A 14,254-nucleotide genomic window follows, 5' to 3' on the forward strand; every position below is an offset into this window, starting at 1 on the left:
CCCAACTGGGCGGCTGGGTCGGCCTAGAGGAGCAGGCCCGAGCGGTGGACGACGAGCTCAACGCCGTTGCCGGGGCCAAGAAGTGGGTCAACGAGCATGCCGCCGCCTTCCGCAATCGGCGGCTCAAACCCATTGCCGAGCAAGCCCGCGACATCTGGCACCAACTCCGTCAGGAGAGCAACGTCGACCTCGTCGAGATCTCGCTGGAAGGCACCGCCACCCGGCGAAAAGTGGTCCTGGAAGGGGCGGTTGACGGCAAGCCCACCAAGGCCTTGTCGGTGATGAGTCAGGGCGAACTGCATGCCCTTGCCCTGGCTCTGTTCCTGCCGCGGGCGACCTCGGCCAAGAGTCCCTTCCGGTTCGTCGTCCTCGACGATCCGATCCAGGCGATGGACCCATCGAAGATTGATGGCTTCGTCCAGGTGCTGTGCCAGATCGCGAAGACCCATCAGGTGATCGTCTTCTCCCACGACGACCGGCTGGCCTCGGTCATCCGGGAAACCGGGGTTGACGCCAGGCTCATCGAAGTGGTCCGCGAGAAGGGATCGCGGGTCACCGTGCGCGACAACGTCAATCCGGCATTGCGGCAGCTGGGCGATATCTTCGCGTTGATCAAAGATACGAACATGCCCGAGGACATCAAAGGCCGGGCCGCGCCGGCGCTTTTCCGGATGGCGCTGGAATCCGCTGCCAAGCAGACCTTCTACGCCAAGCAGGCGCTGGCCGGCCGCACACTCACAGAGTCCGAGGATAAATGGTTGTCGGCCAAGAAAACTTCCAGTCGACTGGCCCTAGCGATCCACGGACATTCACGGGCTGATCTGACGCCATGGCTCAAGGATGAACGCCAACGGGCATTGCGTATCTGCAATGCCGGCGCGCATGGCGATGCGAAGCCGGTCTCCATCCACGACGCCCGGGACTTGGAGAAGACCGTGCTCGAAGTGCTGGCGTTGCGATGAGCCCGATGAACCTGCTCGGCCAGGCGCAGCGCGTCCTGGGGGCTCCCGGTTCAGCAGAGGGGTCGTCGTCACGGGTGGCAGCGTTTCTGGCCCGTCAGGCTTTGGAGGAGATCATCGATCAGCGGTGCGCGTCACTCAACGTGCATGCTCCCTGGGCGAATGCGCGCAGCAAGCTCGTTGTGCTCAAGTCCCTGGACAGCGCCGAGGCCGCCGATCGCACGGCACTCGCGTGGAACCGGCTCAGCGTGGCCTGCCACGTCCATGCCTTCGAGATGCAGCCGTCCACCGCAGAGGTTGAGTACTTGTGCGGGGTGGTCGCCTCGCTGATCCCGGTCAGCGGATGAGGCCTGTCTGACATGCGCATTTAGACCTCGACAGCACCGAAGCTGAACTAAACTCCCCACATGGCTCGGGCCATTTTGGTGCTGTTGTCAGGAATCGTGATCGCGGGCGCTGTCGCGGCATCCGCCCACGCCGAACCAGCACCACCCTGCGCCTTCACGTTGTCACCGCCGTCCGTCGTTCACGTCGATGGCGCCGACATGGTCAGCGTGACCGTCTCGCCGGACGCCTGTGGAGCGCCGGCAAACCCCCGGTTCAGCGTGGCCTGCGTGCAGCGGCAGGACAACGCCTCACCCATCCAGTGCAATCAGGGCCGGGGAGCCCAACCGGCGCAGGTGCTGACGCCCTTCCGGCCCGGCGCGACCTACGTGTCCACCGGCCGGGGATGCGGCGGGTGGATGGGCATCGCGGAGATCGCCCCGCAATGCCAGGTGCTCGGCCCGCTCTCGACGCCGTTGTAACCGACGGAGAATCCGTCGCCGTCCGTTCACCTGCGAACTCCCTGTCAGTCACCTGTACGCGCCAAGCTCGTCCGACGCATCGGCAGAACTGAAGAGGGTGGCGAATGACACGGGCGAGAGCGGCCGCGGCAATGACCACGACGGCAGCGCTGATCCTGGCGGGGTGCTCCACCGAGGGCAAGAAGTCAGGGGAGACCCCGAAGGCGACCTCGCCGATCGATTGGAGCCTCCCAGCCCAAGAGAGCTACCACCGCACCGCCACCTACCCGGTGTACCTCAACAAGCCGGCGGAGGACCCGGTCGACAAAGAGACCGTCGCCGAGATCTCCACCGTCACCCCTGACGGCAACACGCTCATCTACACCGACGCCGCCGCCAAGCGCATCGGCTTCGTCGACATCACCGACCCCGCCAAACCCGTTGGCAAAGGCACGCTTTCCCTCGCAGAGCTGGGTCACAAAGACGATCAGCCCACGTCGGTGGCGGCAGTGAACGACCACGTCCTCGTCGTCGTCGACACCACCGGCGGTGACTTCGCGCATCCGTCCGGCCGCGTCGACATCGTCAAGACCAGCGACCGCACCCGCGTGCACAGCGTCGATCTGGGCGGTCAGCCCGACTCGATCGCCATCAGCCCCGACGGCACCTTCGCCGCGATCGCGATGGAAAACCAGCGCGACGAGGAGTTCACCCCGCCCGGCAAGGAGGAAGGCGACCTTCCCCAGCCGCCGACCGGGTTCGTGCAACTGATCGACCTCGCGGGCGCCCCGAACACGTGGACGCCGCGCAAGGTCGACTTCGATGCGGAGGCGGCACGAAAAGCCGGGCTCGACACCCCAGAGGACCTCGAACCCGAGTACGTCAGCATCAACTCCCGCGGCCAGGTCGCGGTGACCCTGCAGGAGAACAACGGCATCGCGGTCATCGACGGCCGCACCGGCACGGTGCAGAAGATCTTCAGCGCCGGAAGCCAATCCGTCGAGGGCATCGACACCAAAGAAGACGACGCGATCGACCAGACCGGCTCGATCAAGGACACCCCGCGCGAACCCGATGCCATCGGCTGGATCGGCGACGACCACTTCGCCACCGCCAACGAAGGCGACTGGAAGGGCGGCACCCGCGGCTGGACGATCTTCGACGCGAGAACCGGCGAGGTCACCTGGGATGCCGGAAACTCCCTCGAACAGCTCGCGGTGCGCACCGGTCTGCACATCGAAGGCCGGGCCGAATCCAAGGGGCCCGAGCCGGAAGGCCTGGCCATCACCAACATTGACGGTCACCCGACCGCGCTGATCGCCTCCGAACGCAGCAACTTCGTCGCCGTCTACGACGTCAGTAACCCCAAAGGGCCGGAGTTCCGGCAGATCCTGCCGACCACGCCCGGCCCCGAAGGGGTCCTGCCGATCCCGTCGCGCGACCTGCTGGCCATCTCCTCCGAAGCCGACGACGCCGAAGCCAAGGTGAGGGCCTCGGTCAACCTCTACGGCTACGGCGAATCCTTCGCTACCGCAGGCAAACCGAGCTTCCCGTCGATCGTCTCCGCCGATCGAGACGGTAAGCCGATCGGCTGGGGCGCGCTCGGCGCACTCTCGGCAGCCCCGAAGGACCCCAACCGGCTCTACACCGCCACCGACATCGCCTACGGCCCGGCCCGCATCCTCGGCGTGGACGTGGCCCAGAAGCCGGCCCTGATCGACACCGAACTGCCGATCACCGAAGACGGCAAGCCCGTCACCCTCGACACCGAAGGCCTTTCGGCCCGCCCCGACGGCGGCTTTGTCCTGGCAGTGGAAGGCGAAGACGGTCCCGGTAACCAGCTGGTCTACGTCGCCGCCGACGGCCAGATCGAGAAGCGCGTGCCGCTGCCCAAAGACATTGCGGCGCAACTCGGCAGCAACGGGCTCGAAGGCGTCGCCGTCGAAGGACACTCGGTCTGGGTGGCACTGCAGCGCGAACTCAAGTCCGATCCAAAGGGTGTAGTCCGCATCGGGCGCTACACGCCGGACGGCGACAAGTGGGAATGGTTCGGCTACCAGCTGGACTCCACCAGCACCGAGGACGACTGGATCGGCATCTCCGAAATCTCCATCCACAACGGCGAATTGCTGGTCCTCGAACGCGACAAGCTCAACGGGCCCGACGCACGCCTGAAGGCGCTGTACCGGGTCGCGATCCCCGAGAGCGCGGCGGCAGGCAAGCTGCAAGTCCTGCCGAAGACCTTGGCCCGCAACCTCGTCCCGGATCTGCAAGCCACCAACGGTTATGTGCAGGAGAAGGTCGAAGGCGTCGCGATCGCCGGAAACCAGAACCTGTACGTCGTCACCGACAATGACGGGCTCGACGACGCAAACGGTGAAACCGTGTTCCTCGATCTCGGACCCGCGGCCGAGGCGTTGAAGAGATAGGGCACTTGAGCCCGGCCTCCGTGTCATGATGACGCGCATGAGGACGGCGTTCATCCGATCCGACAGGCTGTTGATCTTCGGTGGCCTGGCCATCTGCATCGTGGCGGGGCTGTCTCATTACGGCGGCTGGCCGCACCTGGTCGCGTTCGTCGTCAGCGCGCTGGCCGTGTGCGTCCTGGCCTCCCTGGTCGGTTTGGCCGTCGACCAACTCGGGGACCGGTTCGGCCCCGGCGCAACCGGGGTGCTGCAGTCCGCGCTCGGCAATCTGCCGGAACTGTTCATCTGCATCTTCGCGCTCAAAGCTGGCTTGGTCGACGTGGTGCGGGCCGCGCTGATCGGTTCGATCCTCGCCAACCTGCTGCTGGTGCTGGGATTGGCGTTCCTCGTCGGCGGACTGAAGCACGGTCCGCAGAAGCTCGGCTCCGCGCAGGTCCGGACCATCCTGGTGCTGATGGTCCTGTCGGTCACCGCGATGGCGATCCCCTCGATTGCCCACGAAGTGCACGCCCCCGCCTCCGAACACGAAGTGTCGTTCTCGATGATCGTCTCGGTCGTCCTGCTGGTGCTGTTCGGACTGTCGCTGCCGTACTCGTTGAGCCGGGACAAGAACAAGACCAGTGACCCTGTGCCGCAGGCGCATAAGGAACCGCCGCGGTGGCCGGTGGGGTTGGCGATCGGCATGCTGGCCATCGCAGGTGGGTCGGCGGCGTTCGTCTCCGATTGGTTTGTCGCGGCGTTGGAACCGGCGATGGACTCGCTGCACATCTCGCAGGCGTTCGCCGGTCTGGTGATCGTGGCCATCGCGGGCAACGCCGTCGAGAACGTCGTCGGCGTGCAATTGGCGGCCAAAAACCAGTCGGAGTACGCCTTCTCGATCATCCTGAACAGCCCGATCCAGATCGCCCTGGTGCTGGCCCCGGTCCTGGTGCTGGTGAGTCAGATCTTCGGGCTGGCGTCGCTGACCCTGGTGTTCGGGCCGATGCTGATCGTCGCGCTCCTGGTCGCCGTGGTCCTGGCGGCGATCATCGCCTTCGACGGGGAATCCACCTGGTTGGAAGGCGCAGCGCTGATCGCGCTGTACTGCATCATCGCCGCCTCGTTCTGGTGGGGATGAGCCGACGAATGAGGTAGTCGGTTACTCGTGTGCCCGCACGGTTGTGCTCGTCAATCTGTAAGGGCGCGGAAGGATTCACGCCGTAGGCGTGGCAGCCGAACGCGTCCGACAACGAGTCAACTGGGGGTACTGCCATGGAAACTTCATCTGGCCGGCGGGCATTCGCCGGCGCGGTTCTGACGGGCGTGTGTGCGATCGGGGTGATGTTTGCGCCGCCGGCACTGGCTGCGTCGCCGAAAGCCAAGCTCGTCAACACCCAAACCGGTCTGTGTCTGACCATCGCCGGTGGGGAGAGCACCGACAACAACGTTCACGCACTGCAGTTCACGTGCGACTCGCACCCGTCGCGCCAGTGGTTCCTGGACGACATGGGCAACGGCACCGTGCAGATCAGAAACGTGCAAACCAACAAGTGCCTGACCATCGCCGGCGGGGTGAGCCGAGAGAACAATGTTCCCGCACTGCAGTTCACCTGTGATGATCACCCGTCGCGCAGTTGGGTTTTGGACGACCAGGGTGACGGGACCACGCAGATCAGGAACGTCCAAACGCAGAAGTGCGTGACGATCGCCGGCGGCGTGAGCCACGACAACAACGTCGAGGCCGTGCAATTCGATTGCGACGACCACCCGTCGCGGACCTGGCGCATCGTTTACCAGGGCGGGTGACCTAGACGGCGAACGCCAACCAGTAGCCGATCGGGATCATCGCGACATACCCGAGGATCCCGACGGGAATCCCGATCAGCGGCGTCCACTTGCGCCGTTCGGCCACCGCGGCACCCGCGACGGCCAGGACGGTGCAGGCCACCAGACACATCCACGGAATCCACACGAGGACGTTCTGGCCCTTTGCCGACAGCTGGCACACCTTGTCGGTCACGCCTTCGTGACAGGGGTCGGTCGCCATGGCCAACGGCAACATCAACACGACGGCCGCCAGGAACCCCAAAACACCCATGACGCTGAGCAACCCGACGAACCACACCCAGTGCTTGCCGTAATTGCGCTCGGCGACAGGGGGTTCCGGGGCGGTCATCGTCAGCCTTCGGCTGCCACCAACGACCCGAGCTTGACGTCGGGGTTGTCGCGCTGGAAGCCTTCCAGCCGCCACGGCGTCGAGAACAGCACGAGCATGACGCCGTCGCTGCGCGTCAAAACTTCCGCCGACACCTGACGATTCACAAAGTCGGCATCTTCGGGGCGCACGACTCGCGCGACCTGATAGGGCAGGTTCTCCAGTGCGATCGGCGCGCTGAGCTCGGTGGCCATCCGGTGGGCGGCCACCTCGAACTGCATCGGCCCGACCGCGGCGAACACCGGCGCCTGCTCGCCACGCTTGTCGGAGCGCAGGACCTGCACGACGCCTTCCTGCTCGAGCTGCTCGATCCCCTTACGGAACTGCTTGTGCTTGCTGGGATCGGTGCCGCGGGCCACCGCGAAGTGCTCGGGGGAGAAGCTCGGGATCGGCGGGTACACCACCGGGATGTCGCGGTACAGCGTGTCGCCGGGGCGCAGCGCCGCGGCGTTGGCCAACCCGATCACATCGCCGGGCCAGGCGTCATCGAGCGTCGAGCGCTGCTGACCGAACACCGACTGCGCGTACTTGGTGACGAACGGCTTCCCGGTCGCGGCGTGGGTGAGCACGTCACCGCGCTCGAACGTCCCCGAGACCACCCGCGCATAGGCGATGCGATCGCGGTGCGACGAGTCCATACCGGCCTGCACCTTGAACACGAACGCGCTGAACGGCGAATCGACCGCCCGCCGCACACCGTCGACATCGAGCGACCCGCTGGGCGCCGGGGCCAGCTCGACCAGCACGTCGAGCAGCTGGTTCACGCCGAAGTTCAACGCGGCCGAGGTGAACAGCACCGGGGAGGACTCGCCGGACAGGAACGTCTCGCGGTCGTAGTCGGACCCGTCGATCGACAGCAGCTCGGATTCCTCGACGGCGGTATCCCAGTCGTCACCGGCGGCAGCGTGGGCGTCGGCCGCGGCGATGTGCTCCTCGGGGGCCGCGGTCGCGCCACCCGCGGTGCGGGTGAACCGGATGAACTTGTTCTCCCGGCGGTCCATCACACCCTTGAAATCTCCGGCGATACCGACGGGCCAGGTCAGGGGAGTGGTGCGCAGCCCGATCCGCTCGTGGATCTCGTCCATCAGCTCCAGCGCGTGCCGGCCCGGGCGGTCCCACTTGTTGATCACCGTGATGATCGGGATGCCGCGGTGCTTACACACCTGGAACAGCTTGAGGGTCTGCGGCTCAAGGCCTTTCGCGGCGTCGATGAGCATGACCGCGCAGTCCACCGCGGTCAGCACGCGGTAGGTGTCCTCGGAGAAGTCGGCGTGCCCGGGGGTGTCGAGCAGGTTGATGACGCAGTCGCGGTAGGGGAACTGCAGCGCGGTCGAGGTGATCGAGATACCGCGGGCCTTCTCCATGTCCATCCAGTCCGACACCGTGGAGCGCCGGCCCGCCTTGCCGTGGATCGCGCCGGCCTCGGTGATCACCCGTGCGTGCAGCGCGAGCGCCTCGGTCAGCGTGGACTTACCGGCGTCGGGGTGGCTGATGACGGCGAAGGTGCGGCGACGGGCCGCCTCAGCGGAGATCTTGGCAGCTTGGGCGGTGTTGGAGGCCTTGGGAACCAGGGCGTCATCGAGGGCTTTGTCGGTCATGTCGACTAGCGATGGTATGGGGGTTTGAGCGCAAACCCGTAATCGAGCGGGGCCGACGGGTGGTCCGCGGCCCGTGGTACCGCCGGTGATACTGCATTTCCAGATCGCCTATTGGTCCCCTTCCCGGTGCTGATGTGACACCTGTGGTCACCGCCCGATACGCCCGCGCCGGAGGGCATGATCGTTCGTGATGAACATCTGCGTCTTCCTCTCCGCCGCCGACCTCGACGACCGCTACACGGAGCCGGCGCGTGCCTTCGCCGAACTCCTCGGCACGGGAGGCCACACGCTGGTCTGGGGCGGCTCCGATAAGGGGCTGATGAAGGTCGTGGCCGACGGGGTGCAGAACAGCGGCGGCAGGCTGGTGGGGATCTCGGTCGAGTTTCTGCGACAACAGGCGAGGACGGGCGCCGACGAGATGGTGATCACCGCCGACCTCGCCGAGCGCAAGGCGACGCTGCTGGCGCGTTCCGACGCACTGGTGGTGATGGCCGGTGGCCTGGGCACCCTTGATGAGGCCACCGAGATCCTGGAGCTACGCAAGCACCGGCGCCACGACAAGCCCGTGGTGCTGCTGAACACCGCCGGCTTCTACGACGGCCTGGTGATCCAGCTGCGGCGGATGGAGCAGGACGGCTTCCTGCCCCTGCCGCTGGACGAGCTGGTGTACGTCACCGAAGAGCCCGACGCGGCGATGACGTACCTCCAGAGCAGTGTCGGCGGCGCTGCCTAGCATCGGGCCATGCCATCGGAGCGCCCCGCCGTACCCGCCGCAATCAAGCGCGCGGTACTGATCGAGGCAGGCCATCGGTGCGCCATTCCGACGTGTAGGCAGACACCGGTCGAGATCGCGCACATCGAACCGTGGTCGACGGTGAAGGCGCACGCCGTGGAAAATCTGATCGCGTTATGCCCGACCTGTCATACGCGGTACGACAACGGCGATATCGATCGAATCTCGATGCGCCAATACAAAGCCAACCTCGCCATTCTGAATAACCGATATACCGAGACCGAACGCCAGCTGCTGCGGGCCTTCGTGCGGAAACTCGAAATGGCCAGGCGACTCGAGCCGTCCGTCACCGCCTCCGCTCTGGCCGGCTTCGCGGGAATCGGCAGGGTTCGCATCTATTCGGAGATGGATTGGATGCTGGTCAACCTCGTCGACGACGGGCTGATCACCTTCCGTGAACTTGGCCGCCGCGACCTCGAAGCGCAGGAACGCGCGTTGAACTCGAAAGTCGTCGAGCTGACGGCCAAGGGGGCGGAATTCTTGGAGCATTGGACGACGGCGGAGCCGCTGGGCTAGGTGTGTGTGCCGCACCGCTGCGTCATCGCAACGAGACGATCACGACTCGCCTACAGCGGGTGGCCGTTGCGCCGAAGCTCAGGGCGTCCGGTTAGGATTGAGGCACTGATCGGGTTCCCTATCAGACCTAATCAAATTGGCCCTCGCCGAACCACATTGGAGTGAAGTTGACGTCTGTTCGTCGTGCCTACCTGGCGGCCGCACTTGCTGTGCTGGCCGTGTCGGGTGGTGTCGTTGTTTCGGCCCTGCCGGACTGCGCCGAGCACTGCCAGACGTTGGCCGCCGCGCCACAGGGCGCCCCGCAGCCGTCGCCCACCGAGCCGGCCAAACTCAGCATCGTGCCCAAGCCCGACGCCGAGGTCGACCCGCTGGCCCGGGTCATGGTCACCGCCGACACCGGCACCGTGGCGCGCGTGACGATGGTCAACGACGCGGGCAAGGAGATCCCCGGCGTCCTCACCCCCGACGCCCGGACCTGGAAGCCGACCTCCACGCTCGGCTACGGGCGGACCTACACGCTGAAGGTCGACGCCCGCGGCCCCGGCGGCATGCCGACCCGCAAGACCACCACCTTCTCCACCGTGACCCCCGGCTACCAGGCCCGCGTCTACCTCAACGGCACGAACTACTCCCCGCTGCAGGACGGCGCCACCTACGGCGTCGGCATGGTGATCGTCGCGCGCTTCGACGAGCCGATCACCGACAAGGCCGCCGCCGAGAACCGGATGAAGGTCACCACCGAGCCCAAGGCCCTGGGCTCCTGGAACTGGATCGACGACCAGACCGCGCACTGGCGTCCGCAGAAGTACTACGCCCCGGGCACCAAGGTCACCGTCGACGCCGGCATCTACGGCGCCAAGCTCGGCGACGACCTCTACGGCGCGCAGGACGAGAAGGTCTCCTTCACCATCGGCGCCTCGCACGTCACCGTCGCCGACGACACCGACAAGCAGGTCAAGGTCTACGAGAACGGCAAGCTGGTCCGCACCATGCCGACCTCGATGGGCATGGGCGGCACCGAGACCATCGGTGGCACCACGATGAGCTTCTGGACCCCGCGCGGCATCTACACCGTGATGGACAAGGCCAACCCGGTGATCATGGACTCCTCGACCTACGGCCTGCCGGTGAACTCTCGGCTGGGCTACAAGACGACGATCCCGTGGGCCACCCGCATCAGCATCGACGGCATCTACCTGCACCAGCTCAACGCGACGGTGTGGGCGCAGGGCAACACGAACACCAGTCACGGCTGCCTCAACCTCAACGGCGACAACGCCGAGTGGTTCTACAACTTCTCGGTGCCCGGCGACATCGTCGAGATCCGCAACACCGGCGGCGACCCGCTCAAGCCGACCAACAACGGCGACTGGTCGGTGACCTGGACCGATTGGGTCAAGGGCAGCGCGCTGCGCTGACGCTCGAAAGGTCTACTTCGGCGCCGGCAGCTTGGCGGCGATCCGGTCGATGACCTGATTGGCCTGCGCCGCTGAATCGCCGTCACCGCACACGATCGACTCGACGACGGCGCCGCCGTGGGCCAGGACGGCGTGATAGCAGTTGCGGGCCGGGGCTTCCTGACGCTGGACTCCGCCGCCACCGCGGGCGGTGTCGCGGCGCGGATCGGGGAGGGCCTCCGGGTTCTCGGCGGTGACCGGCCCGGCCGTCCAGTGCTGTGTGACGTCCTTGGCGGTGGTGGTGAACACGACGCCCTCGCGGCACTGTTCGTCGTTGATCATCCGGACGGTATTGCCGGCCACCCGCAGTGCCTGCCGCCCGGGCTGGGGCCACACCGGTGACGTTTCCGGAAACACCTGGATCAGCTGGGCGGCCGACTGGCCCCGGGCGCCGCGGTTGTTGTCGCCGACGACACCTTGGTAGCCGTCGGCACCCACCGCCTCCTGGAACAGCAGGCGGGCCGCGCAATCGCGTGGCTCGATGCCCGCCGATGCCTGCCCGGGCTGGGTGAACGTGGCGGTCTGCTGCACGTCGGTGTCGCCGATGATCTCGCCCAGCTCGCCGGGCGGCAGCAGTGCCGCACGGGCCGCCTCGACCGGGTCGGCCGCACCGGGGGACGGTGTCTGCGCGGCCACGGTGGTCGATTGTCGAGACGACGCCACGACGTCGCCATCGGTGCTCTCCGAGCATCCGGTCAACAGCAGACCGATCCCGAGCAAACCAATCACAGCCCGCACTGCGCCCCCTCGTAATACCTGTTGACCGCGATGGAGCCCAGCTTCACCGGCCAGGCTCCGCGATAGATCTTGCCCCAGCAGCGGGGGACGGGGATGCGGCAATTTGTCGCCATGCGGGCCGGGTGAATCGGAAAATTGGTGCCTGCGGACCGCGTTGACGGCGGTTAGGATTTTCACGGTTGCTGCCCGGTGGCTACCAGACACCACGCGAAGGTCTGGTCGGTAGTGAATTGATTCGGGGGATGCGGTGCGATCGACGCTGGCTATGGGGATGAGCCTGTGACGGGCGGGGGCTTCGGCGGTCCCAATCCGTTCGGTGGTCAACCAGGTCCCGGTCCGCAGAACCAGCCCCCGCAACAGCCCGGATGGGGCGGGGGCCCCGGCCCGCAGTATCCGCAGGCACCCACCGGCGGGCAGCAGTTCGGCACGCCGCTGCCGCCACCACCGCCTCCGCCGCAGTGGGGCGCGGGACCATCGCAGCCCGGCCAGTTCGGCAACCAGCCGCCGTTCACCGGGCAACCTTCCGGTCCCCCGGGATACCTGCCGCCGATGCCAACCCCCAAGCCCGCGCGCAAACCACTCCTGCGACTGCCGTCCACCAAGCGAGGTCGGCGGATCCTGCTCGGCACCGGTGCCGGCGTCTTGGCGGTCGCGCTGATCGTGGGTGGCGTCGTGGTGTTCAGTGGCGGCGAGAACGACGGCGGCACGGGTAAAGCCAGTGAGGCGGTATCGGCCTATCTGGAGGCGTTGCAGCGTGGCGATGCCAAGGCTGCGTTGGCGCTGGGCCGCGATCAACCGCCGGATACCTCGATGCTCACTGACGAGATCCTCAAGCAGCAGATGGAGAAGTTCCCCATCACCGACGTCAAGATTCTCGGTGACATCCCGACCACCGACGGCGGCGCCATGGTGCACGTGATCGCCAAGGTCGGCGGTATCGACAGCGACGAGCGCATCACGCTGGAGAAGCCCCCACCCGGCGAGGGGTGGAAGCTGAAATCGGCGGCGATGTCAGTCGAATTCAAGATCCAGGACATGAATCCCGGTCTGGCCAAGTCCATCACGGTCTGGGATAAGCCTGTCCCCAAGAGCGGCAAGGCGTACGTGTTCCCCGGGCTGGTCGAACTGGGTAGTTCGAACCCGGCTCTGGAGGTCGGCAATTCGCCGGCAGTGGGCAATGCCGACCCGACTCTGTACGAGATCTCGACCATGAGCAGGGTGGTCTATCCCGAGGTCAAGGTCAGCGACACCGGCCGGCAGATGGTGCGCGACGAGTTGAAGAAGGCGTTGGACAAGTGCGCCGAGAGCACCAGTCTCGAACCACCGAAATGCCCGAACAAGGCGGCTCGGTCCGATTTCGTGGCCGACTCCGCGAAATGGACAGCCCCGTCCGACCTCGAAGCCGTGACGATCAACTTCATGGACCCGAAGACGGGCAAGGCCATGATCATCGGTAACGCCGAATTCGGTATCTCGGTCCGCACCCAGTCGGGCGAGACCGAAACCGGGACGTTCTTGGCGTCGGTCTTCGGCAACGCCGACATGACCCAGAACCCGCCCGTCGTCGATTTCGACAGAGCCTGAGCGCGGAGAAACCAACGTGACGAATTTCTCGAACTGGCCCGGGCCCGACGCGACGCGGGGTGCCCCGCCGCCACCGCAGTTCAACCAGCCGCCGCCGCAACCGCATTGGGGTGGTCCTTCGGCCCCGCCCGGTGACCTCAAGCCGCGACCGGCCAAGAACCGTAAACCACTGATCATCACCGCCGCGGCGACCGTGGCCGTTCTCACGGTAATCGGCGTCATCGTGGCGTTCCTGATGGGCAGCGGCGATGAGGGCGTCAGTTTCAATCCCAACGGCTCGCCGACGGAAGTCGCCAAGGCCTACATGGAAGCCCTGTCGCGGGGCGACGCGCAGGCGGCGCTTGACCTCAGCGCCACTCAACCGGCGACCACCGACCTTCTGACCGACGACATCTTGAAGAAGCAGCTGGACAAGCTGCCCATCACCGAGGTCGAGGTGATCGGGGAGGCGGACCGGAAACCCGACGCCGACAAACGAACCGCCGCGGTCAAGGTTGCCGCGAAGTTCGGTGGTCAGCGCACCGAAGGCAAACTCGACATGGTCGTGGTCGACAACCAGTGGAAGCTCTCGGCGGCGTTCGTCGATGCCACCACCGAAGAGATCCACGGGTACGGGGACCCCGAGGCGGCCGAGGCGTTGACAGTGTTCGGCAAGCCGCTGCCGCAGAGCCGCCACTTCTACGTTTTCCCTGGCTATCTCGAAATGGGCACGGCCACCCCGTATGTCAAGGTCAACGAACTGCCACCGACAACGCTCGACGATGTCTCCGCGTTGAAGGACACGGGAGTCGAGCCGAAGTTCTCGATGGGTCCCGATGGCCTCAAAGCCGCGCAGGACGCCGTACTGGCCTGGATCAACAAGTGTTTCAACCCGGGTGACCACACCGGGTGCGGCGATATCATCACCGGCACCTGGACCAACACCTACGACATGAGCACGATGCGGGTGCGCGGCCCGGTCGACCTGCCCCCGGACATCTTCCGGCTTCCCGATCACACCACCGTGGTGCAGGTGGGCGGCCTCAACGTTCCCTTCACCGCCAACGAGAAGACGACCGGGCGGGTCATCGACAACTCGGTCAGCATCTCGGACCAGGTCGAGGTGAACATCGGCGTGCAACCGCCGAAAGTGGCCTTGAACAGGTGAAGATGACGCCGACCGACCGGGAGACGCCGTGACCAACTTCGGGGGAGACAATCCCAT

14 protein-coding genes are annotated in these 14,254 nt (G+C 66.1%); 11 read left to right on the top strand and 3 right to left on the bottom strand.

Annotated features, from left to right (window positions below):
• Positions 1–44: 44 nt before the first annotated feature.
• The 6 genes from TX88_RS35010 (at position 45) to TX88_RS08140 (ending at position 5,955) form a co-directional block, all read left to right on the top strand.
• On the top strand, positions 45–962 hold the full coding sequence (locus tag TX88_RS35010) for a hypothetical protein (protein WP_168441805.1): 918 nt from the start codon (positions 45–47) through the stop codon (positions 960–962).
• Positions 959–1,306, top strand: coding sequence for a hypothetical protein (locus TX88_RS08120; protein WP_044515959.1), 348 nt, complete (start codon positions 959–961; stop codon positions 1,304–1,306). Before TX88_RS35010 ends, TX88_RS08120 begins: the two co-directional genes overlap by 4 nt.
• A gap of 60 nt (positions 1,307–1,366) precedes the next feature.
• Positions 1,367–1,765, top strand: a complete 399-nt coding sequence (locus TX88_RS08125; protein WP_044515960.1) for a hypothetical protein — start codon at positions 1,367–1,369, stop codon at positions 1,763–1,765.
• Between the two features lie 104 nt (positions 1,766–1,869).
• On the top strand, positions 1,870–4,173 hold the full coding sequence (locus TX88_RS08130) for an esterase-like activity of phytase family protein (protein ID WP_044515962.1): 2,304 nt from the start codon (positions 1,870–1,872) through the stop codon (positions 4,171–4,173).
• 37 nt (positions 4,174–4,210) lie between these two features.
• Entirely contained in the window at positions 4,211–5,287 is a 1,077-nt protein-coding gene (gene cax, locus TX88_RS08135; RefSeq protein WP_044519202.1) for a calcium/proton exchanger, read from the top strand.
• A 134-nt stretch (positions 5,288–5,421) separates the two neighbouring features.
• Positions 5,422–5,955 carry an RICIN domain-containing protein gene (locus TX88_RS08140; protein WP_044515964.1) on the top strand — a complete coding sequence of 178 codons (534 nt, stop codon included), beginning with the start codon at positions 5,422–5,424 and terminating at the stop codon, positions 5,953–5,955.
• Between the two features lies 1 nt (position 5,956).
• Here the strand turns inward: TX88_RS08140 and TX88_RS08145 are convergent, their stop codons facing one another.
• On the bottom strand, positions 5,957–6,325 hold the full coding sequence (locus TX88_RS08145; protein ID WP_044515966.1) for a hypothetical protein: 369 nt from the start codon (positions 6,323–6,325) through the stop codon (positions 5,957–5,959).
• A 2-nt stretch (positions 6,326–6,327) separates the two neighbouring features.
• Positions 6,328–7,962 (bottom strand): peptide chain release factor 3, encoded by a 1,635-nt coding sequence (locus TX88_RS08150; protein WP_044515967.1) that lies wholly within the window; start codon positions 7,960–7,962, stop codon positions 6,328–6,330.
• Between the two features lie 190 nt (positions 7,963–8,152).
• Here TX88_RS08150 and TX88_RS08155 point away from each other — a divergent pair, with 190 nt between their 5' ends.
• The 3 genes from TX88_RS08155 (at position 8,153) to TX88_RS08165 (ending at position 10,689) form a co-directional block, all read left to right on the top strand.
• Positions 8,153–8,695 (top strand): LOG family protein, encoded by a 543-nt coding sequence (locus TX88_RS08155; RefSeq protein WP_044515969.1) that lies wholly within the window; start codon positions 8,153–8,155, stop codon positions 8,693–8,695.
• A gap of 9 nt (positions 8,696–8,704) precedes the next feature.
• Entirely contained in the window at positions 8,705–9,271 is a 567-nt protein-coding gene (locus TX88_RS32750) for an HNH endonuclease signature motif containing protein (RefSeq protein WP_049924871.1), read from the top strand.
• Between the two features lie 161 nt (positions 9,272–9,432).
• Positions 9,433–10,689: a L,D-transpeptidase gene (locus TX88_RS08165; protein WP_044515970.1), complete on the top strand. Its 1,257-nt coding sequence runs from the start codon at positions 9,433–9,435 to the stop codon at positions 10,687–10,689.
• 12 nt (positions 10,690–10,701) lie between these two features.
• On the opposite strand, the gene TX88_RS08170 is transcribed toward TX88_RS08165, so the two are convergent.
• Positions 10,702–11,466, bottom strand: a complete 765-nt coding sequence (locus tag TX88_RS08170) for a sensor domain-containing protein (protein WP_162563107.1) — start codon at positions 11,464–11,466, stop codon at positions 10,702–10,704.
• A 279-nt stretch (positions 11,467–11,745) separates the two neighbouring features.
• On the opposite strand from TX88_RS08170, the gene TX88_RS08175 reads away from it, so the two are divergent.
• Both TX88_RS08175 and TX88_RS08180 read left to right on the top strand, forming a co-directional pair.
• Positions 11,746–13,050 (top strand): hypothetical protein, encoded by a 1,305-nt coding sequence (locus TX88_RS08175; protein ID WP_044515972.1) that lies wholly within the window; start codon positions 11,746–11,748, stop codon positions 13,048–13,050.
• A 16-nt stretch (positions 13,051–13,066) separates the two neighbouring features.
• Positions 13,067–14,197, top strand: a complete 1,131-nt coding sequence (locus TX88_RS08180; protein WP_044515973.1) for a nuclear transport factor 2 family protein — start codon at positions 13,067–13,069, stop codon at positions 14,195–14,197.
• Positions 14,198–14,254 lie beyond the last annotated feature (57 nt).

It is taken from the genome of Mycolicibacterium septicum DSM 44393, assembly GCF_000455325.1.
GTDB lineage: Bacteria > Actinomycetota > Actinomycetes > Mycobacteriales > Mycobacteriaceae > Mycobacterium > Mycobacterium septicum.